The 20,999-nt window shown below is 71.5% G+C and carries 17 protein-coding genes and 1 pseudogene; 4 read left to right on the top strand and 14 right to left on the bottom strand.

Annotated elements, in window-relative coordinates; translation table 11 throughout:
• The first annotated feature begins 12 nt into the window (after positions 1-12).
• From accD to ABT112_RS00385, 3 genes are read left to right on the top strand one after another with little or no spacing between them, the layout of a single operon-like run.
• Positions 13-1,881: an acetyl-CoA carboxylase, carboxyltransferase subunit beta gene (accD, locus tag ABT112_RS00395; protein WP_351503853.1), complete on the top strand. Its 1,869-nt coding sequence runs from the start codon at positions 13-15 to the stop codon at positions 1,879-1,881.
• Positions 1,878-2,507 carry an acetyl-CoA carboxylase biotin carboxyl carrier protein gene (locus ABT112_RS00390; RefSeq protein WP_351503852.1) on the top strand — a complete coding sequence of 210 codons (630 nt, stop codon included), beginning with the start codon at positions 1,878-1,880 and terminating at the stop codon, positions 2,505-2,507. Before accD ends, ABT112_RS00390 begins: the two co-directional genes overlap by 4 nt.
• A gap of 5 nt (positions 2,508-2,512) precedes the next feature.
• Positions 2,513-3,865 (top strand): acetyl-CoA carboxylase biotin carboxylase subunit, encoded by a 1,353-nt coding sequence (locus tag ABT112_RS00385; RefSeq protein ID WP_351503850.1) that lies wholly within the window; start codon positions 2,513-2,515, stop codon positions 3,863-3,865.
• A gap of 452 nt (positions 3,866-4,317) precedes the next feature.
• Here the strand turns inward: ABT112_RS00385 and ABT112_RS00380 are convergent, their stop codons facing one another.
• The 3 genes from ABT112_RS00380 to ABT112_RS00370 all read right to left on the bottom strand — a co-directional run bounded on the left by ABT112_RS00380 (position 4,318) and on the right by ABT112_RS00370 (position 7,605).
• Positions 4,318-5,346 (bottom strand): methyltransferase, encoded by a 1,029-nt coding sequence (locus ABT112_RS00380; protein WP_351503848.1) that lies wholly within the window; start codon positions 5,344-5,346, stop codon positions 4,318-4,320.
• Positions 5,347-5,382: 36 nt separating this feature from the next.
• Positions 5,383-6,525, bottom strand: a complete 1,143-nt coding sequence (locus tag ABT112_RS00375) for a right-handed parallel beta-helix repeat-containing protein (protein ID WP_351503847.1) — start codon at positions 6,523-6,525, stop codon at positions 5,383-5,385.
• 537 nt (positions 6,526-7,062) lie between these two features.
• Positions 7,063-7,605, bottom strand: coding sequence for a DM13 domain-containing protein (locus tag ABT112_RS00370; RefSeq protein WP_351503845.1), 543 nt, complete (start codon positions 7,603-7,605; stop codon positions 7,063-7,065).
• Between the two features lie 248 nt (positions 7,606-7,853).
• Between ABT112_RS00370 and ABT112_RS00365 the strand changes: the two genes are divergently transcribed.
• A complete protein-coding gene (locus ABT112_RS00365) occupies positions 7,854-8,135 on the top strand; it encodes a hypothetical protein (protein ID WP_351503843.1) in 282 nt (93 codons plus the stop codon).
• A gap of 47 nt (positions 8,136-8,182) precedes the next feature.
• Here ABT112_RS00365 and ABT112_RS00360 read toward each other — a convergent pair whose 3' ends face one another.
• The 11 genes and pseudogenes from ABT112_RS00360 to ABT112_RS00310 form a co-directional block, all read right to left on the bottom strand.
• The gene (locus tag ABT112_RS00360; RefSeq protein ID WP_351503841.1) at positions 8,183-8,716 is read right to left on the bottom strand and encodes a flavoprotein; all 534 of its coding nucleotides are present in this window, start codon (positions 8,714-8,716) and stop codon (positions 8,183-8,185) included.
• Positions 8,717-9,015: 299 nt separating this feature from the next.
• A complete protein-coding gene (locus tag ABT112_RS00355) occupies positions 9,016-9,573 on the bottom strand; it encodes a DinB family protein (protein WP_351503840.1) in 558 nt (185 codons plus the stop codon).
• Between the two features lie 183 nt (positions 9,574-9,756).
• Entirely contained in the window at positions 9,757-10,749 is a 993-nt protein-coding gene (locus tag ABT112_RS00350; protein ID WP_351503838.1) for a PI-PLC domain-containing protein, read from the bottom strand.
• Positions 10,750-11,312: 563 nt separating this feature from the next.
• Positions 11,313-11,621, bottom strand: coding sequence for a hypothetical protein (locus tag ABT112_RS00345; RefSeq protein ID WP_351503836.1), 309 nt, complete (start codon positions 11,619-11,621; stop codon positions 11,313-11,315).
• Positions 11,622-11,784: 163 nt separating this feature from the next.
• Complete coding sequence (locus ABT112_RS00340; protein WP_351503834.1) at positions 11,785-13,338, bottom strand: FAD-dependent monooxygenase; 1,554 nt, start codon at positions 13,336-13,338, stop codon at positions 11,785-11,787.
• 469 nt (positions 13,339-13,807) lie between these two features.
• Positions 13,808-15,172, bottom strand: a complete 1,365-nt coding sequence (gene paaK, locus ABT112_RS00335) for a phenylacetate--CoA ligase PaaK (RefSeq protein WP_351503833.1) — start codon at positions 15,170-15,172, stop codon at positions 13,808-13,810.
• Positions 15,169-15,321: a hypothetical protein gene (locus ABT112_RS00330; protein WP_351503831.1), complete on the bottom strand. Its 153-nt coding sequence runs from the start codon at positions 15,319-15,321 to the stop codon at positions 15,169-15,171. Before ABT112_RS00330 ends, paaK begins: the two co-directional genes overlap by 4 nt.
• Before the next feature lie 266 nt (positions 15,322-15,587).
• Positions 15,588-17,111, bottom strand: a complete 1,524-nt coding sequence (locus ABT112_RS00325) for an MFS transporter (RefSeq protein WP_502975197.1) — start codon at positions 17,109-17,111, stop codon at positions 15,588-15,590.
• A 156-nt stretch (positions 17,112-17,267) separates the two neighbouring features.
• Positions 17,268-19,070, bottom strand: coding sequence for an IucA/IucC family protein (locus ABT112_RS00320; protein WP_351504160.1), 1,803 nt, complete (start codon positions 19,068-19,070; stop codon positions 17,268-17,270).
• A 114-nt stretch (positions 19,071-19,184) separates the two neighbouring features.
• Positions 19,185-19,670, bottom strand: a pseudogene (locus ABT112_RS00315) (GNAT family N-acetyltransferase); the annotation flags it as partial.
• Entirely contained in the window at positions 19,667-20,980 is a 1,314-nt protein-coding gene (locus ABT112_RS00310) for a lysine N(6)-hydroxylase/L-ornithine N(5)-oxygenase family protein (protein WP_351503829.1), read from the bottom strand. The pseudogene ABT112_RS00315 and the gene ABT112_RS00310, both read right to left, overlap by 4 nt.
• Positions 20,981-20,999: the final 19 nt, after the last annotated feature.

Below are 20,999 nucleotides of genomic sequence, written 5' to 3'. Positions count from 1 at the left end.
AGGAACCCGACCATGGTCCAGTGCGACGACCGTCCGGCGGGCCGCACCCCGGCGTGGGTGCGCTGCGAGAACTGTGCCGGGCTGGTCTACGGCAAACGGTTCGACCGCTCGTTGCGCGTCTGCCCCGAGTGCGGCCGGCACGCGCACCTGACGGCGCACCAGCGGTTGGACCAGCTGCTCGACCCGGGCTCGGCGCGGCAGCTCGGCCCCGTTCCGACGGTGCACGATCCGCTGGCGTTCACCGACACCCGGCCCTACCGGGAGCGGCTGGCCGACGCCCGTGCGGCGACCGGACTCGGGGAGGCGGTCGTCTGCGCGCGCGGGCGCATCCAGGACCAGCCGGTCGTGGTGGCCGTCATGGACTTCCGCTTCCTCGGCGGCAGTCTGGGCTGCGGGGTCGGCGCGCTGATCACGGAGGCCGCCCGGACGAGCCTGCGGCAGCGCACCCCGCTGCTGCTGGTCACCGCGTCGGGCGGCGCCCGGATGCAGGAGGGCGTGCTGTCCCTCATGCAGATGGCGAAGACCGCGCAGGCCCTCACGGAACTCGACGAGGCGGGCGTCCTCACCCTCTCGCTGATCACCGACCCCACATACGGCGGGGTGGCCGCCTCCTTCGCCACGCTCACCGATGTGATCCTCGCCGAGCCGGGGGCGCGGCTGGGGTTCGCCGGGCCGCGGGTGATCGAGCAGACGACGCACCAGCAGCTGCCGGAGGGCTTCCAGACGGCCGAATTCCTCCTCGAACACGGCATGGTGGACAACGTCGTCCCGCGGAGCGCGCTGCGGCCCACGCTCGGCCGGCTGCTGGCCCTCGGCTCACCGGCGGCGCGCCGGGCTCCCGCTCCGTCCCGCCGCGGCCGGGTGCTGCGCGAGCCCGGCGAACTGCCCGAGCGGGACGCCTGGGAGGCGGTGCGGCTGGCCCGGCACCCGGACCGCCCCGGCACCCTGCACTACGCGGAGCTGCTGCTCGACGACTTCCACGAGCTGCACGGCGACCGGCTGGGCGCGGACTGCGCCGCCGTCGTGGGCGGCCCGGGGCGGCTGAACGGGCTGCCCGTGATGCTGATCGGCCACCACAAGGGCGGCCCGGGCCTGACGGAGCGGCGCCGGCGCAACTTCGGCATGGCCACGCCCGCGGGCTACCGGAAGGCCGCCCGGCTGATGCGGCTGGCCGAGAAGACCGGCATGCCGGTGATCACCCTGATCGACACCCCCGGGGCGGACCCGGGCCCCGCGTCGGAGGAGGGCGGTCAGGCGGTCGCCATCGCGGAGAACCTCCGCCTGATGTCCCGGCTGCGGGTGCCGGTCGTCGCCGTCCTGACCGGCGAGGGCGGCAGCGGTGGCGCGCTGGCCCTGGCCGTCGCCGACCGGGTGCTGGTGAGCGAGAACGGCGTGTACTCGGTCATCAGCCCCGAGGGCTGCGCGGCGATTCTGTGGAAGCAGCCGGAGGCGGCCCCCGCTGCCGCGGCGGCCCTGCGGCTGGACGCGCGCGAACTCCTCCGGCTGGGTGTCGTGGACGGGGTGGTGCCCGAACCGCCCGGCGGAGCCCACCGGGACCACGCCGGCGCGGCGGCGCTGCTGCGCGACGCCGTGGACGCGGCCGTCGACGACCTTGTCCGCCGGGCGCCCGGACGGCTGATCCGCGACCGCCGGCGCCGCTTCCAGCGCTTCGGCGACGGCACCGCCCCGGCGGACGCCACCGCCCCGGCCGACGGCACCGCCCCGGCCGACGGCACCGCCTCGGCCAATGGGACCGCGCCCGCCCACGGGACCGCTCCGGTGGCGGGAGCCGCCGAGGCCGCCGAGGCCGGGGAGACCGCCGCGGCCGCCGAGAGTGACCGAGCCGTCCTTCCCACCGCAACCGGAAGAGGTACATCGTGACCCCGGACATATCCACGAACCACCACCGTGAGAACGGCCGGACCCGGGCCTTCACCGGGAACGGCTTCACCGGAACCGACGGCTTCACTGGAACCGATCGCGCCCCGATCGGCCGCACGGACCTGGACACCGTCTGCCGCAGCGCGCTGGAGCTGGCCCGAACGGCACCGCGTCCGCCGCTGCGCATCCGGCTGCAGCACGGTCAGATGACGGTCGAGATGGAGTGGGCGGACTCCGCGGGCGGCGCGGCGCCCCGGCCCGGGGAAGCGGCGGGCCCCCTTCCGGGCGAGGCGGCCGCCCTGGCCGCCGCGGCGGCGGCTCTGCCGCCGGACCCGGCCGACGCACCGGCAGCGGCCCCGCCGGAGAACGCCCCGCGGTATGTCCTCGCCCCGACGGTCGGCACCTTCTACCACGCTCCGGAACCGGGGGCCGCGCCGTTCGTCTCGGTCGGCGACGTGGTCCGCCCGGGGCAGCCCGTCGGGATCCTCGAAGTGATGAAGATGATGAGCACCGTCGAGGCGGACGCGGCGGGCCGGGTGGTGGAGTTCCTCACTCCGGACGCGCACCCGGTGGAGTTCCAGCAGCGCCTCATCGCGCTGGAACCGCTCTCCGACGGGGAGGGCTGAGCCCGATGTTCAGCACGGTACTCATCGCCAACCGGGGGGAGATCGCGCTCCGGGTCGCCCGCGCCTGCCGCGAACTGGGCATGCGGACGGTCGCGGTGTACTCCACCCCGGACCGCGACTCCGCGGTGGTGCGCTTCGCCGACGAGGCCGTCCACATCGGCCCGGCCCCCTCCAAGGCCAGCTATCTCAACATCCCGGCAGTCCTGGAGGCGGCGCTGCTCTCCGGCGCCCAGGCCATCCACCCCGGCTACGGATTCCTCTCCGAGGACCCGGACTTCGCCGAGGTCTGCGAGGCGCACGGCATCTTCTTCATCGGCCCCCCGGCCCGGGTGATGCAGCAGCTCGGCGACAAGGCGGCGGCCCGGGCGGCGATGGCCGAGGCCGGGCTGCCCGTCCTGCCCGGCAGCACCACCGCGCTGTCCGGACCGGCGGAGGCCAAGGAGACCGCGCAGCAGACCGGCTTCCCCGTGATCCTCAAGGCGGCGGCCGGGGGCGGAGGACGCGGCATGGCCATCGTGCGGGACCCGGACGACCTCTCCGCCGCGTTCCAGGAGACCCGGGCGCACGCCTACGCCGTCTTCGGTGACGACCGGCTCTACCTGGAGCGGTACATCGACGACGCCCGCCATGTGGAGGTCCAGGTGCTGTGCGACCGGCACGGCTCGGCGATCCATCTGGGCGAGCGCGACTGCTCGGTGCAGCGGCGGCACCAGAAGCTGGTCGAGGAGGCTCCGGCCCCCGGGCTCTCCGAGGAGCTGCGCACCACGATCTGCGAGGCCGCGGTGCGCGGAGCGCGGGCCGTCGGCTATGTCGGGGCGGGCACCTTCGAGTTCGTCCTCACGCCGTCGCACGAGTTCTATCTGATGGAGATCAACTGTCGGCTCCAGGTGGAGCATCCGGTGACCGAGATGGTCACCGGCGTCGACATCGTCCGCGAGCAGATCCTGATCGCCGCCGGGCTGCCGCTGAGCCTGCGGCCGGGTGATGTGGTGCCGCGCGGTGTGGCGCTGGAGTGCCGGGTCAACGCCGAGGACCCGGCACGGGACTTCGCCCCGGCCCCCGGTCGGCTCACCGAATTCGTGCCTCCGTCGGGCCCGTTCGTCCGGGTCGACACCCACGCCCTGCCCGGCTGGCAGGTGGGCCCGGACTACGACTCGCTGCTGGCCAAGACGGTCGTCTGGGCCCCGGACCGGGATCAGGCACTGGCCCGGATGGACCGTGCGCTGGGCGAGTTCCGGGTGGCCGGGGAGGGCGTCAGCACCACGATCGACTTCCTGCGACGGACCCTGGTGAGGCCGGAGTTCCGGGCCGCGGAGCACACGACGGGGCTGGTGGCGAAGGTGCTCGACACCAAGTGAGTGACGCGGGCGGGTCAGTGACGCGGGCGGGTGAGTGACGCCGACCGGGCATGCAGGCGGCTCGATGCCGATGCCTGCCGGCCACCGCCCTCCACCACCGACCGACCGGCCCATCCACCGACGCCCCCGCCGACGATCCGCGAACGGCGCCGACGATCCGCGAACGGCAGGGCCCCGGGAGTCGGGCTGACTCCCGGGGCCCTGCCGTCGGACCGCTGCGTGCGGTGCGCCGGACGGACTCCTCCGCCGTCCGGCGCGTCGGCGGGACCGGCCCCTCACTGGCCTCTCCCGCCGGACCGCGCTCGGCCCTCGGGTGCCGGCCGCTACTCCGGCACCGTGCTCATAGGTACTTGTGGTCCTGGGGTCGCGGCCCGATGCTCGTGGCCCGCTCGCGGCTCGTGGTGTCCGCTCGCGCTCGCGCATGCGGTGTCGCTCGCGCGCCTGCCGCGTCCCTACTCCGGCACCGTGCTGTCGAAGGCGTGGAGATAGGCGTTGACCGGGCGGATCTCCCCGACCCGCAGCCCTGCCTCCGTCATCCGGCTGATCATGCTTTCCTTGGTGTGCTTGGCCCCGCCGACGTTGAGGAGCAGCAGCAGGTCCATGGCGGTGGTGAACTTCATGGACGGGCTGTCGTCGACGAGGTTCTCGATGACCACGACCCGCGCACCCGGCTGGGCGGCCGCGACGACATTGCGGAGCGTTCGGCGGGTGCTCTCGTCGTCCCATTCGAGGATGTTCTTGATGATGTACAGGTCGGCCTGGACCGGCACTTCGCGGCGGCAGTCGCCGGGGATGATGCACATCCGCCCGGCCAGTTCCCCGCCGTCCCGCAGCCGGGGATCGGCGCCTGCCACCACGCCCGGCAGGTCGAGCAGGGTTCCCTTGAGGGAGGGGTGTTTCTCCAGCAGGCCGGCCAGCACATGGCCCTGCCCGCCGCCGATGTCGGCGACCGTGGTGATCCCGGTGAGGTCGAGGAGTTCCGCGACGTCCTGGGCCGACTGCCGGCTGGAGGTGGTCATGGCCCGGTTGAACACCTGCGCCGAGTCGGTCGCGTCCTCGTGCAGGTACTGGAAGAAGTCCTTGCCGTACAGGTCGCGGAAGACGGTCCGGCCGCTGCGCACCGCGTCCTCGAGCACCGGCCAGGCATCCCAGGTCCAGGGCTCGGTGCACCACAGGCAGATGTACTTGAGGCTGTTCGGGGCGTCGTCCTTGAGCAGCCGGGACATCTCGGTGTGGACGTACCGCCCGTCGTCGGTCTCGGCGAAGACGCCGTAGCAGGAGAGGGCACGCAGCAGACGGCGCAGCGGCAGCGGCTCGGCCCGCACCGCCGCCGCCAGTTCGTCAGCCGTGGCGGGCTCCTCCCCCAGGGCGTCCGCGACGCCCAGGCGCGCGGCGGCCCGCAGCGCCGCGGCACAGGCGGCTCCGAAGACCAGTTCGCGCAGTTGCATGGCCGGTTGGGGGGTGGAACGTACCGTGGTCATACCGACTCCATTTCCCACTGGTCGGATCCGCACCGGTCAGCACGAACCCGCAGGTTTCGACACTCCGCACAGGTTGCGGACGAACTTGTTCCCCTCCCCCTTGTCGCCGTCCACCAGGTCCGCCGGCTCGTTGTGGAGAGCCACGTTGTACTTGATGACGTTGCGGTTGTTGACGGCCCCCACGAAGCTGCGGAACAGCACGACGCCGCCCGACAGCGGGGATTCGCCGACGTTGTCCCGGATCAGGTTCCCCCGGACCACGGTGTCCTCGGCGCCGGTGAGGACGATGCCGGATCCCTGGATGTAGGGGAGACGGCTGTTGCCGGGGCAGTACTTGTTGTTCCTGGAGATGTTGTTGTCGCGGATGGTGAGGTCACCGGCGCGGGGCTTCGACTCGTCACCCACCACGAACACTCCACCGCAGTTGCCGGTGAGGATGTTGCTGCGGATCACCAGGTTCCTGGTGCGCCGGATCGTCACGCCGATCCGGTTGCCGGTGAGGAAGTTCCCGCGGATCACGGCGCCCTCGGTGTCGAGCGAGCCGCCCTCGCGGTCGACGGTGTTGGCGATGAAGAGACCCGAGTCCCCGCTGTCGGAGATCGTGTTGTAACGGAACTCCCCACGAACGGACTTCTGCTGGGCGATGCCCCAGGTGCCGCTCTTCCGGGCGGTCACCCAGCGGACCTCCAGCCCGTCGGTCTCCGAGGCCCAGATGCCGTTCTTCTTGAATCCGGAGACGGTCAGCGAGCGGAGGGTCACGCCCTCCAGCCGGTTGCCCTCGGTTCCCGTGACGCAGATGCCGTTCCCGGCCTTGGCGCAGGCGTTCTCGGAACGCTTGGCGGACTTGGCGGACTTGGCGGACTTGGCGGACTTGCTCGACTGGCTGCCCTTGCTGCTCTTGCTGCTCTTGCTGGACGGGGTGGCCGCCGGCTTGATGACGGTCCGGTCACCGGCCCCGCGCAGGGTCAGACCCGGGGTCGAGATCTGGACGCTCTCCCGGTACGTGCCGGGCGCGATGTAGATGGTGTCGCCCGGTTCGGCGGAGTCCACGGCTTCCTGGATGGACTCCCCCGGGCGCACGACGAGCCGGGAATCGGCGTGGGCCGACGGAGCGGCGACGAATCCGGTGGCGACAACGGCTGTTATCAGTCCGAGGTGCATTACGCGGTGTTTTGTCATGCCACGAAGCTATGGCCGATGCCAACCGCCCGCCACATATGGTGAGCCGAACGTCACAGCGGGTGCCGGACGCCGCTCCCATCAGCTCTTTTCGCGCTCGCCGGCATCCCTGGGGGCGTCCTCGGCAGCCTCCGGATCCCTGCTCTCGGGGGAGCTGTCCCCCGCGGTGTCGCCCCCCGGGTTCCCGTCGTGCGGCTTCCCCGCCGGACCGTTCCGGTCCTGCGGAGCCTCGTCCCCGGGATTCCCGTCGCGCGGATTCCCGTCACGCGGAGAGCCGGGCGCGGGCCCGCCCGGGGAGGAAGGGGCACCGCCCGTCGCCCCGTCCGGCGTCAGGGCCTCCGCCCCGGTCTGCGTCTGCGGTGTCACCAGCAGGGCCGCGAGGCTGGCCGGGAGGAACCACAGTCGAATGGGCGAGGGCGTCATACGAGAGCCAACGGCCGAGCGGCACCCGGCGACACCCGCTCACCGGCCACGGCGGCCGATCATCACCCGAACGGCCCTGCCTGCCGCGCCCGTCCACCGGCCCTCCCCGCTCCCTCACGTACGGGTGAGCGAGGCGGCGCCGAAGGAGACGTCGAAGCGGTCGCACCAGATCGACACGCTGGTGTACCGGTCCAGATCGAGGCCGGCCGGCAGCGGATAGTTCTGGTTGCCCTGGTTGCCCTTGAGCTCACCGAGGCTCACATGCGCCCCGTCGTCGAAGAGGTGCCACCCGGACTCGTCGTCCTTCACCGGGGCATCGGTGATCCAGACGTGCAGATCGGGTCCGTTGCTGGTGTCCAGGTCCTCCAGCCGCAGCACACGCTTCCCGTCGGCGCCCTGAAGAATCCTGACCGTGCCGCTGGTGGGATGCTCCTGGCTGATCAGCTTCCCGGTGGCGAGGGTGCCCGGCTGCGACGGGCCCGGCGACCCCGTCGCCGTCGGCGAGGCCACTCCGGACGGCAGATCCTCGTCGACCTCCTCGTTCACCCAGAGCTTCCAGGGCTGGAACCAGAACAGACCGAACACCACGGCCGCGGCGACCACGACCAGCGCCGCGATGACCACAGGCCGCCGCAGGAAACGGAGCAAGCGGTTCATCGTCACCACCTCCCGGGCCCGCACCGGCCCTTGTACGCCGACTGCTCGCCCAGAGAACATAACCGCCGACGCCCGCGAATCACCGGCCCTCCGACCCGGCAGTCGGGTGGCGGAACCGCCCGACCGAGGCCCGCGCGACGGACCCACGGGCCGGTCGGCGCCGCGGTACGGTGACGGGGCCGTCGACACCGTACGGTGCCTGAGCCGTCGACAGCAGGAGAGCCGTGTCCGATCGATCATGGCGATTGATGCAGGGGGACACTCTGCTGGGCGGCCTCGTGCTCGACCGCTTCGACCAGCCGTGGTTTCACTGCCGCTTCTCGCCGACGCCCGCCTGGGAACCCGTGCGCCCCACGGTTGAGGCGTGGACCAGGGCGGTCGAGCACAGCGACGGCGACGATCACGAACTCACCGCGGCGCTGGAAGCCGTCGACGCACTGCGGCTGTCCCTCGTCCCGGCTCCCCACTCCGGGCCGATCCACGACTTCCTGCTCCACGTCGAAGGCGACGAAGCCCGCTTCCGCTCCTGAGGCACCGTCGACGATCGCCCGGGGGGCAGTTACTCGCCCCCTGCCGCTCACGCCATCACGGGCTTCAGGAGCTCGACGGCCTGCTCCCACCGGAACGTCTCACGTCCCCCGCCTGCCTTCGGCGGGTGCGGTTCGTAGCTGCCGACGAGGACCCCCATGGCGCGCAGTTGTTCCAGGCTCCGGGGGTAGGCGGGGTGTGCGGCCATGGCGGCGTTCAGGTAGGGCAGGACGACTGTGGGGATGCGCAAGCCGTACGCCTCGCACAGGACGCCCAGGGCCAGGGTGTCGGCGATCCCGGCGGCCCACTTGTTGATCGTGTTGAAGGTCGCGGGGGCGACGGCGATCGCGCTCGGAGGAGGAAGGGGCCGCGCATCGCCTGGCGAACGCCAGGCGGAACGGATCGGATAGCCGCACTGTGCCTCGATGGCCTCTGCATCGATGAAGTTCAGCCCGCGGGGGGTGGCGATCACGCCGACCTCCCAACCCTGCAGCTGGGCTGCCGTGATCAGCTTGCCGACGTCGTCCGCGATCCCTGCGGCGCAGACGACGACGTACAGGAACGGACGCTTGCGCTCGCTCAAGCGGGTACTCCCAGTTGTCTGCGGGGCACTCCTGCCTTCTCGCTGGGCCGGCGGAGTTCGGGCAGGGTTCGGTGACGGTCGCGGGTGTCTCCGCCCCGCCGACTCTACGCACGAATCGCCTCGGGCCCGTAGGGCGCGGCGTTCGACATCACCTGCTCCAGCGAGCAGACCCCGGGCCATGGCCCGGGGTCTGCTCAGTCGTTCGCGCCTTGCCGAGTGCTCATCCGCCACTCGGACACCGTCCGCTCCGCGGTGGTGCGGAGGTCGGGACCGGCAGTACCCCTAACCAGCCCCCTCGCTCAGCCCATGCTCTTGGAGCCGTCCAAGGTCTCGCGGATGATGTCGGCGTGGCCGGAGTGCTGAGCGGTCTCCGTGCAGATGTGCATCACCACCCGGCGGACCGACCACTGCGCGCCGGGCTCGAACCACGGTGCCTTCGGCAGCGGCTGGCTCGCGTTCAGGTCGGGCACGGTGGCCACCAGCTCGTCGGTGCGGCGGGCCACCTCGGCGTAGTCGGCGAGTACGCCGGCCAACGTCTCGTCGGGGAGCAGCCGGAACTCGTCGGCCCGCTTGGCCAGGTCTTCCTGGGTCATGTCCGTGACGTCGCCCATGGCCGACGGGCCTTCCAGGATGAAGCCGATCCAGTGCCGCTCCACCGACGTGACGTGCTTGATCAGGCCGCCCAGACAGAGCTCGCTGGCCGTGGGACGCAGCCGGGCCTGTTCGTCGGAGAGATCCTTGGTGGTGAGGCGCAGGAAGGACCGCTGCTGGGCCAGCATCGCCAGCAGTTCGGCGCGCTCGCCCGTGACTCCCGCCGCCTCGGCCGCGTCATTGCCGAACAGCTTGTTGACCGCCATGATCTCCCTCTTTCCTCGTCTTTTCCGTCGACAGAGACCACGCTAGGAGCCATATAGGTCCATTCGTGACCTGAACGGCAGCCTACGGAGCATTGGGGCACGGTGCAGTGTGACGACTCGGCCCCGGTTCCGGGCGGCGACGGTGCCGCCCGGAACCGGGGCCGGGCGAGGGAGCTCGGGGCGTCAGCTGCCGAAGGGGATGTCCCGTGAGGTGGCCATCCGGCGGGTGTCCGGGTGGGCCTTCACGTAGTCCGTGATGTACGAGAGCGACTCCCGCACCCCGCTGTCGTCCGTGCCGCAGCCCTTCGGGCCGCTGACGCCGTCCGGGTAGCACGACATCCGGTTGCCGTAGATCAGGCTGTCCACGGCGGCACGCCCGTCGGCGGAGTCGAGCAGGGTGGTGGCACGCTCCTCGTCCCCCTTGCCCACCGTCCAGCCGACGGTCTGCGCGAGCTTTCCGGCGTCCCGGTCCTTCCGGCCGGCCTCCAGCTCCTCCCGGATGCTGCCGAACTTCAAGGCCATGTTGAACTTGCCGTTGTCCATCACGCGCTGGCTGCCGGGGACGTTCGGCCCGTGCTCGGCGAAGCCGTCCCGGACCTGCGCGTAGTCGCCGCTGTAGCTGACCGCTTCCTTGGAGTTCAGGTCACCGAGGGCGGTCTTCCAGCCGCTGCCGCCCTCCGTGCCGTAGAAGCCGTAGAGCACCCGGATGCCCCTGCTCTCCAGCTTCTTGCGCGCCAAGTCCCGCAGCCCGGCCACGGAGCAGTGGCGCCACTCGGGGTCGTTGCTGTCGCACCAGTCGGGATTCTTCATGTCCAGCCAGACGAAGGAGACCTGACGCCCGCTGTCATGCTCCTTTGCCACCCGGTCGAACATGGCGGACATGGTGTCCCCGTAGCTGGTGAGAGTGCCGTCGTGGTCGGCCCACCAGCCCTTGCGCCAGGCCGTTGCGTCCATCTCCAGGGCGTTGGCCCCATTCTTGAGCGCCGTGGTCACCCCGCCCGTGGTCAGCACCCGGTGGGCGATGGCCCAGGTGGGGCGCTGCTCGGCGGTGCGGGGCGCGGTCTCGGAGGGCTTGTCCTCCGGTACGGCCATGGCGGCTCCGGTGCCCAGGGTGATTCCGGAGGCGAGGAGGGCCAGCGGCAGCAGTATGGCGCGGAGCCGACGTGGGGGGGCCATGAGGACGGGTCCTTTCCGTTGCACGGGCTGCGCGTGTGGGGGGAGCAGCCCGTTTGCCGTGCGGTGGCTGCCCGTCGTAGGGACAGCCACCCGCGGGCCGTCTGCCCGCGGATGCAGCACTGTACGCCAAGTTACCCGCGGGTAAACATTGACTGCGGTCCGCATACGGCTTCCCCGCCCGAGAGTTGGTGAGTGATCGCGGCGGCATGGATGTAGTCGCGGCTGCGGAGTTCGGGAACGCCGGGGACCATCGGCAGCATGGACTTCGTGGCCGAACACCGCCACGGGCCTGCGCTCCTGTGCCATGTGGACGTGCGACTCGTCCTGCATGGCCGTGACGTCTCGACGCCCGTCGCATGCGCGGGCCCTCGCATCCCCGGCTCCCGGCCCCCTGAGCACTCCTCATGGGCGCGGTCCGCCTTGCCGCCTTCGAACCGCGGCAAGCATCGCCGGTTCCGCTCCGAGCACCCGCCCATGCCGATCGACCTGCCGTGCACTCTCAGTCGGTCGCGCGCTGCGCACCCGCAACGAGGACGGCCATCAACCCTCCGGCCGCAGACCCGTCACCTGAGGTAGTCCGCCAGATCGGGGTTGTGCAGCGCGGCCAGGTCGATGAGTTCGCCGACATCGAGTGTTTCCGCATCCTGGCTCACCAGGCGCTCCTCCAGCGGTGGCGCCATCGGCAGCATCTCGGGTGACCTGCCGTCCGGCTCGATGGCGTCAATGTCGATCATCCGCTCGACCAGCACTCTCCGGTAAACGACCGCCGCCAGCGCCAAGTCCTTCGTCGAGCACTGCTGCGCGCCGCGGGAACGTGCGATCTCCCCAGCGATTGACAGGAGCTCGAACGCCCCGTCCGTCATCTCTCTCATCTTGCCCCTTGGTCACAGTATCCAGGCCCCGCCGCCGACGAGCGGACGAGGGTGAAGGCAGCACCGGCGGCGACCTGAACCTTCACACCCTCCCGTTCGAGGACCGCCGTACGGAGCGGCGCGTTTCGGTGCAGGACGAGCCGCCGGTTGTCTGTTGTTGCGGTCAGTCGACGGGCGCGCCGAACCATGTGGTCATCCGGCGGTGCAGGTCCCGCTGGTCCGTACCGACCCACGCCACATGCCCGTCCGGTCGCAGCAGCACCGCGGGTACGTCCAGTTCCTCGGTGGCGTCGACGACGTGGTCGACCCGGTCCCCCCAGCCCGCCACCGAGAGTCCGCCGGTCCGGTCGAGGAGCAGTCCGCGGCCCTGGTGCATCAGCTCGTAGAGGCGGCCCTGCTTCAGTTGCAGGTCCCGCATCCGACGGCCGAGCAGTTCGTGGCCCTCTCCGTTTTCGTGGCCCTCTCCGTTTTCGTGGCCCTCGCCGACGTCGTAGCGGACCCCGACGGCGGTGATCATTTCGGTCACCTGCCGGTTCACTTCCTCGATGTCCATCAGCCTCGTGAACAGCTCCCGCAGCGCTGTCGCCCCCGGATCGGTGCCGAGCAGGGTGATCTGCGCACGGGTGTTGTCCAGCACGGCGGCGCCCACCGGGTGCCGTTCGGAGTGGTAGCTGTCCAGCAGTCCTTCCGGGGCCCAGCCGGCCACCGCGGCGGCCAGCTTCCAGCCGAGGTTGAACGCGTCCTGGATGCCGAGGTTGAGCCCCTGCCCGCCCGTCGGCGGGTGGATGTGTGCCGCGTCGCCGGCCAGCAGCACCCGGCCGACCCGGTAGCGCTCGGCCTGCCGGGTGGCGTCGCCGAACCGGGACAGCCAGCGCGGCGAGTGGACGCCGAAGTCGGTGCCGCTCACGGCGCGCAGCTGCTGCCTGAACTCCTCGAGACTCGGCGCGGTGCCGCGGTCCTCGGCCACCCCGTCGGCGGGCACGATGATGCGGTACAGCCCTTCGTTCCCGTCGACGTCGGGGATGGCCCCGAACCGCAGTTGGGTCTTGCGGACCTCCGCGACGACGGCGTCGATGGTCTCCCGGTCCTCGGACACCTCCATGTCACCCAACAGCGTCTCGACCGTGGCGGGCTCGCCGGGGAAGCCGACGCCGAGCTGCTTGCGCACGGTGCTGCGGCCACCGTCACAGCCCACGAGGTAGCGCGCGCGCAGGCGCGCGCCGCCCCCTCCCGCTCCCCCGGCGGCCGGGGTCCCACTGTCGGAAAAACCCCCGGCTGCGACGTCTGGGGCCGAGGTGCCCCCGCCCGCCAGCTCGACGGTCACCCCGTGCTCGTCCTGGCTCAGTCCGACCACGTCGCAGCCGCGCCGGATCTCGACGCCGAGTTCCAGGGCCCGCTCGGTCAGCAGCCGTTCGGTTTCCGGCTGCGGGGTGGCCAGGCCGTAGGGGTGAGCGGTGTCCAGCCGGTCCGGCCACGGCTTGACGATGCCGCCAAAGAGCCCGCCGACCTGGAACTTCTCACTGACCGCGAGGAACCGGTCCAGGATGCCGCGCTGGTCCATCATCTCGACACTGCGCGCATGCAGGCCGCGCCCCCGGGACTGCCCGGTCGGCTCGGTCAGCCTCTCCAGCACGACCACGTGCACGCCGTGCAGCCGCAATTCGCCGGCCAGCATCAGTCCGGTCGGCCCGCCGCCGACCACGATCACGCCAATCATCCATGTCCCCGTTCCGAGAGCGATGTCCGGCCAGCTACTCCGCGCAACCCGGCGGCGTGCACACCCGCGCCTCCACGCCGGGCCCCGCAATCGCACCGCGCGTCCCACCGGTGGTTCGACGTCCCACGAGAACCCCATACCGGCATATGGGCATGTACGGCGCGAATCCCGGGTTTCCGCAGGTACTGGCTTCGAGCGGAGATTCTGCAGCACGACCGGGGCCTTGCCGCAAGCCCCCTGGTGCGCTATACCTTGAGAGTGGCAAGGAGCGCGCGACCTCCTTGCCTTTGCTTTTTTGCGTCGGCTCCTGACGGACGCCTCCGAACGGACGCCTCCCCGCGGAGCAGCGGCGCACCGCGGACGACCGTGCGGCATCGATCCGGGGGAAGGAACTCCGCGAGTCGAGTCCGAGCCCCGACCACGACCGCGAGCCGTCACTCCACGGACGACGCCGGACCGGCTCCGCCCCTCACTTCCCCCGCGTGTCGACGATGCGGCGGATCTTGCCGACCGAGCGCTCCAGGGTTTCGGGGTCCACGACCTCGACCTCGACGGTGAGGCCCACGCCCGCCTTGACCGCTTGGGTGATCGCCGCGGCGGCGGCCTGCCGCTGGTCGGCGCCGGCGCCCGGGCGGGCCTCGATGCGCACCGTCATCTCGTCCCGGTGGCCCCGACGCGTCAGGTGGAGCTGGAAGTGCGGGGCGACGCCGGGGGTGCGCAGCACGATCTCCTCGATCTGGGTCGGGAAGACATTCACCCCGCGCAGAATGATCATGTCGTCGCAGCGGCCCGTGATCTTCTCGATGCGGCGGAAGGCGGGACGGGCGGTGCCGGGCAGCAGCCGGGTGAGGTCGCGGGTGCGGTAGCGGATGACCGGCATGGCCTCCTTGGTGAGCGAGGTGAAGACCAGCTCGCCGCTCTCGCCCTGCGCCATCACCCCGTCCGGCCCCGGCTCGCCGGCCAGCGGGTCGACCACCTCGGGGTAGAAGTGGTCCTCCCAGACGTGCAGGCCGTCCTTGGTCTCCACGCACTCCTGGGCGACGCCCGGGCCGATGACCTCGGACAGGCCGTATATGTCGACGGCGTGCAGGTCCAGGCGCTCCTCGATCTCCCGGCGCATCTCCTCCGTCCAGGGTTCCGCGCCGAAGATGCCGACGCGGAGGGAGGTGGACCGCGGGTCGATGCCCTGCCGTTCGAACTCGTCGAGGAGGGTGAGCATGTAGGAGGGGGTGACCATGATGATCTCGGGCCGGAAGTCCTGGATGATCTGCACCTGCCGGGCCGTCATGCCGCCGGAGGCCGGGATGACGGTGCAGCCGGCCCGTTCGGCGCCGTAGTGGGCACCGAGCCCGCCGGTGAACAGGCCGTATCCGTAGGAGATGTGCACCTTGTGGCCGGGCCGGCCACCGGCGGCGCGCAGCGAACGGGCCACGACGTCGGCCCACATGGCGATGTCCCGCTCGGTGTAGCCGACGACGGTGGGGCGGCCGGTGGTGCCGCTGGAGGCGTGGATCCGGCGGACCTCGGGCATCGGGACGGCGAACATGCCGAACGGGTAGGTGTCGCGCAGATCGGCCTTGGTGGTGAACGGGAAGCGGGCGAGGTCGGCGAGCGACCGGCAGTCGTCGGGGCCGACTCCGGCCGCGTCGAACTTCTTCCGGTAGAGCTCCACCTGGTCGTACGCGTGGCGCAGGGTGGCCCGGAGCCGGTCGAGTTGGTACGCGGCGAGTTCCGCGGACGTCATCCGCTCCCCGGCGTCCAGCAACGCGTCGGGAAGGGCCTCGCCCAGCCTCGGGTGATGGGCTCGGGCGTCCGCGCCGGCACCGCTGCTCATCCCGCGTCCTCCGCTCCTCGGCCCTCCGCCGGCCGTCCCGCCGCCTTCCGGCCCTCCGGCCGGGGGCTCCCCGCCGCTCCGGGACCGGCCCGGTCCTCGGCGAAGATCGCCTGCGCGGGCCCCGGTGCCGCGCCGGGGACGTCTGCCATCTGTGCCACCACTCAGCGAACCGACCGACCATTCGGTTCGCGTGTGCGTGGTGCCAGTAATCCAGCAGGCGAGGCCGGTGTCAAGGGGTGCGACACGGCTGGAGGCAGGGGCCACGGACGGCGTCGGGAGGCGGTTCGCCCGGTCGGGCGTCCGCGCCGGCAGACGAACGGCCGGGGGCTCCCCGCCCCCGGCCGTTGCACGTTGTCCGTTGTCAGTCCTTCGCGTCACCCAGGTGGCAGGGCCTCCGCGCAGTCCGCGTGGACCGTCACTCCGCTGACGCCGCCGCCGGCGCCCGGTCCGGTTCCGCCTTGCGCAGCAGGAAGGCCGCGACCCAGCCGCCGAGCAGCACCGCGGCCGCGCCGAAGAGCTGGCTGGTCTCCAGTCCGGAGGCGAAGGCGTCCGCCACGGCGGCGCGGTCGGACGGGTCGGAGCCGGCCGCGGCCAGGGCCGCGGGGAGGGAGCCCGCGCCGACGACGGCGGCGGGGAGCAGAGCGGCGAAGCGGAAGTTGAGGACGGCGCCGAGCACCGCGACGCCCAGGCCGTTGCCGAACTCCGCCAGGGTCCCGTTGATGCCGGCGCCGACGCCCGCCTTCCGGGGCGGGATCGCCGACATGACCGCGTTGGCCATGGTGGGCATCGCCAGGGCCACGCCCACACCCATCAGGATCAGTCCGGTGAGCATGCCGCCGTAGCCGTGGGCGCCGAGGACGGCGACCGCGGCCAGGCCGCCCGCCAGGGTGGACATGCCGACGGCGATGGTGAACGGCGTGCCGAGCCGGGCCAGCACCCGGGGGCCGAGGCCGGTGAAGTTGAGGGCGACGACCGTGAGGGCTAGCGGCGAGGTCCGCAGACCGGCGTCCAGCGGGCCGTACCCGAGCACGAACTGGAGGTGCTGGGTGAGCAGGAACAGCGAGCCGCCCATGCCGAAGGCGACGAGGATGCCGCCGGCCAGGGCGCCGATGAACCGGCGGTTGCGGAAGAAGTGCATGTCCAGCATGGGGTGCGGGACGCGGAGCTCCCAGACGGTGAACGCGGTGAAGGCGGTCAGCCCGATCGCCGCGGAGATCAGCACCGGTCCGGAGAGCCAGCCCTCGTCCGGGCCGGAGATGATCGCGAAGACGACGCCGACCATGCCGACGGTGGACAGCAGTGCGCCGAGGAGGTCGGGCGGGCCGTTGGTCGGCCCCTTGGACTCCGGCAGCAGGCGGACGGCGGCGACGAGGCCGATGAGGACCACCGGCACGTTGATGAGGAAGATGGCGCCCCACCAGAAGTGGGCGAGGATCGACCCGCCGATCAGCGGCCCGGCCGCGAAGCCGAGCGAGTTGACGGTGCTCCAGATCCCGATGGCCTTGGGGCGCTCGGAGTCGTCGAAGGTCTGCACGACGACGGCGAGGGTGGTGGTCATCAGCAGCGCGCCGCCGATGCCCATCCCGGCCCGCGCGGCGATGAGCTGGCCCGGGCTCTGGGCGAACGAGGCGGCGGCCGAGCCGAGTCCGAAGAGGACGAGGCCGGCGATCAGCATGCGCTTGCGGCCGTACCGGTCGGCGGCGTTGCCGGCGGTGAGCAGCAGACCGGACTGGACCAGCGAGTAGGCGTTGATCATCCACTGGATGTCGGCCGTGGTCGCGCCGAGTTCCCCACTGAGGGAGGGGATGGCGACGCTGAGGATGGTGTTGTCGAGCAACACGGTGAGCTGGGCGAGACAGACGCTGGCGAGGATCAGCCAGCGGGTCGGGGGCCTCACGTCCCTGCCGGGGGTGGTGACGTCGGCGGCCACGACGGACAAAGCGGGCTCCGGTTGGGGTGGGGGGCGGCTGGGCCATCCCGTCCGGGTCCGGGCCGGGCCCGCGGACGGCCTGGCGGCGCCGAGGGGCCCGTCCGGGCCGGGCGGGAGAACCCGGGCCGGCCGGTGCCCGCGGGGGACACCGGCCGGCCCTGGTGGTCAGGCGCGCGGGGCGAAGCGGGCGATCGGGTTCTCCAGGGTGCCGGCGAGCTGGAGCGCTCCGGCGGGGTCCTGGAGGTCGACCATCTGCTCGTTGTTGCGCAGCTGGAGGCGGTTCAGGCAGGAGAGCGAGAACCGCTCGGCGAACAGATCGTACTGCTGGAACCGGTCCGCCAGGTGCGGGACCGTCTTCCGGTAGTCGGCGATGCACTCGGCGACGGTCGACCAGAACGCGTCCTCGTCGAGGGTCCCCTCCGAGCTGAGGATGCCGTTGAGGAAGCGCAGGAAGCAGTCGAAGACGTCCGTGAAGATGGACAGCAGCTTCAGGTCCTCGGGCACCTCGGCGCGGATGCGCTGGACCGCGGGCGGCAGGGCCGCGTCCGGGTCCATGACCGCGATCTCCTCGGCGATGTCCTTGAAGACGGCGCGCTGCGGGACGCCCTGCTCGTCCAGGACCAGGATGACGTTCTCGCCGTGCGGCATGAACACCAGGTCGTAGGCGTAGAAGCAGTGCAGCACCGGGGTGAGGTACGCGTCGAGGTAGCGGCGCAGCCAGTCGCGGGGCTCGAGGCCGGACCGCTCGATGAGGGCGCCGGCGAACGACGCGCCGTCGTAGTCGGTGTGCAGCAGGGAGGCCATGGTGGCCAGCCGGTTGCCCGGCTCCAGCCCGGCCACGGGGCTCTCCCGCCAGAGGGCGGCGAGCATCTTGAGGTACGGGGAGCCCTTGGGGGCGGCGGCCTCGTACTGCTCGTGGTGGTAGCCGATGGCGGCCCGCTCGCGGATGATCGAGAAGCGCACCGAGGTGAGCACCTCGTCCTGGGCGATGAGGTCGGCCAGCCAGTCGTTGATGGCCGGCGTGGCCTCCATGTAGGAGGCGGACAGGCCGCGCATGAAGCCCATGTTGAGGACGGAGAGGGCCGTCTTCACGTAGTGCTTCGTCGGGTCGGTGGTGTTGAAGAAGGTGCGGATCGACTGCTGGGCCAGGTAGTCGTCGTCGCCGTGGCCGAGGCACACCAGATTGCGGCGGGCGAGTTCGGCGGCGAAGGTCACCGACAGCTTGTTCCACCACTGCCAGGGGTGGACCGGGATGAGGTGGTAGTCGGCGCGGTCGAGCCCGAGGTCGGCGAGGGTGGCGGCGAACCGGCCGAGGGTGGCCTCGCCGAGCTCGTCGCGCAGCAGCCCGTCGTGGTCGAGGTCGGCGGAGGCGGTGAAGGTGGAGCGGTCGCGCCGGGCGGCCAGCCAGATCAGCCGGACGGGGGTGGCGGCCTCGGGGGCGTACGCGCGGTATTCGGCGATGTCGAAGCCGAGGCGGCCGTTGTTGGCCACGAAGCACGGGTGGCCCTCGGTCATGCCGGTCTCGATGCTCTGGAAGTCGGCGCGGGCCAGTTCGGCGGCGCCGGCCTTGTGACCGGCCAGTTTGAACGCGGTGCCGGAGAGGGTGGAGCTGATCTCCTCCAGGTAGACGGGGAGGATCCGGTCGCTCAGGCCGAGCGCGCCCCGCAGCTCGATGAAGAACTCCAGGGCGTCGAGCGGGAGTTCCTGGTCGCCGCGGCGCCGGATGATGCTGTCGGCGTCGATCTGCCAGTGGTCGAGGGAGAGCAGCCGGGCCGCGAATTCGTAGGTGGTGGTCCCGTCGTCGCTGCTGACGGTGTAGCGGCCGTCGGGCCGGCGCTCGGGGGTGAAGAGGCGCTCGTGCGAGAACTCGGCGAGGCCCTTCCGGACGAGGAGCCGGTTGGCCCGGTCCCAGTGCCGCGGGGTGAGGTGGGCGACGGCGTCGCCGGGTTCGGCCGGGGTGGTGGTCATGCTGCTGCTCCTGGACTGCGCGGCGGAGGCCGGGGTGCGGGTGGCGGCGAGGTACTGCCGGCGCGTGCATATGCTCAGCAGCGCGTCCTTCTCCGGCTTCGCGACGGTCTCGACCGGCTCGAAGCCGACGACCGCGTTGAGCGCGTGGACCGCGGTGTTGCGCACATCGGGCTCGACCACGACGCGGCGGGTGGCCGGGTCGGCGAACAGCAGCTCCATGACGGTGGTGATGACCGCCCGGGTGAAGCCGTGCACGGGGGTGTCGGTGGGCGCGCACAGGAAGTGCATGCCGACGTCGCCGTCCTGCGCCGGGTAGAGGCCGACCAGCTCGACGTGGGCCGGGTCGTAGCGCTCGACCAGGAACGCCGGGGTGCCGTTGTGCAGCCCGATGAAGGCCTCGTGGTGCGGGTGGGCGTCGATCTCCCGGTACTCGTGCTCGACCTCGGCCTGTCCGAGCTCCTGCATGAGCCAGTACGCGGACTTGGGGTGGGTCACCCAGCGGTGCAGCAGGGCGGCGTCGGCGGCCGGGTCGACCGGGCGCAGCGCGAACTCGCCCAGCCCTGCGTCGGTGCGGGTGAAGACGGTGGCGGGGGTGCTCATACGGTCTCGGCCTCCTTCGCGCCGGCGGGCACGCCGAACTCCTGGAAGGCGATCCGCTTCTCGACCGGGTAGACCTCGCGGCCGAGCATCTCGCGGATGATCGCGGAGTTGCGGTAGGCGCCCATGCCCAGGTCGGGCGCGGTGATGCTGTGCGTGTGGGCGGCGGCGTTCTGCAGGAAGATGCCGTTCCCGCCGTGGTCGATGCTGTGGTTGCGGGCCACGTCGTAGCGGCCCTGGGCGTCCCAGGCGATGCGGTCGGTGACCGGGGCCAGGAACTGAGGAACCTCGTAGCGGTAGCCGGTGGCGAGGACCAGGCCCTGGGTGGTGAGGGCGAAGTCCGTGCCCTGCTCCTCCTGGCGCAGGCCCAGGGTGTAGGCGCCGGCGGCCTCGTCGTACGTCGTGCCGGTCAGGGCGGTGTTGGTGAGCAGCCGGGTGGGGCAGGGGCCGCGGCGGTTCTTGATGTAGAGCAGGTCGAAGATCTCGTCGATCAGCTCGGAGTTGATGCCCTTGTAGAGGTTCTTCTGCGAGGTCACCAGCCGGTCGCGGGTGGTCTCGGGCAGCGCGTGGTAGTAGTCGACGTACTCCGGCGACGTCATCTCCAGCGTGAGCTTGGTGTACTCCAGCGGGAAGAAGCGCGGGGACCGGGTGACCCAGGTCAGCTCGTAGCCGTGGGCGTCGATGTCCTGGAGCAGGTCGTAGTAGATCTCGGCGGCGCTCTGGCCGCTGCCCACGACGGTGATGCTGTCCTTGGACTGCAGGGTGTCCTTGCTGTCCAGGTAGCGGGAGTTGTGGATCAGGTCGCCGCCGAGGCCGCGGCAGGACTCGGGGACGTAGGGCGGGGTCCCGGTGCCCAGCACGAGCCGCTTGGCGCGGAAGGTGCGGCGCTCACCGGCGGCGAGGTCGTCGGCGTGGACGACGTAGACCTCGTCGGCCGCGTCGTACTCGACGCTGGTGACCGCGTGGCTGAACCGGACGCTGCTGAGCCGGGCGGCGGCCCACCGGCAGTAGTCGTTGTACTCGCTCCGCAGGGGATAGAAGTTCTCCCGGATGTAGAACGAGTAGAGGTGGCCGGACTCCTTGAGGTAGTTCAGGAAGGAGTACGGCGAGGTGGGGTCGGCCAGGGTGACCAGGTCGGACATGAACGGGGTCTGGAGGGTGCTGGTCTCCAGCAGCATGCCGGAGTGCCAGTCGAAGTCCGGCTTGCTCTCCAGGAACACTCCGTCGAGCTCGTCGATGGGCTCGGTGAGGCAGGCCAGGCCGAGGTTGAAGGGGCCGAGGCCGATGGCGATGAAGTCGTGCGGGGTGGACACAGCGTCTCCCGTGCTGGGG

It is taken from the genome of Streptomyces sp. NPDC002055 (genome assembly GCF_040296705.1).
GTDB lineage: Bacteria > Actinomycetota > Actinomycetes > Streptomycetales > Streptomycetaceae > Streptomyces.
The sequence above is the reverse complement of the archived record's forward strand: the minus strand, read 5'-3'. Positions and strand labels throughout refer to the sequence as shown.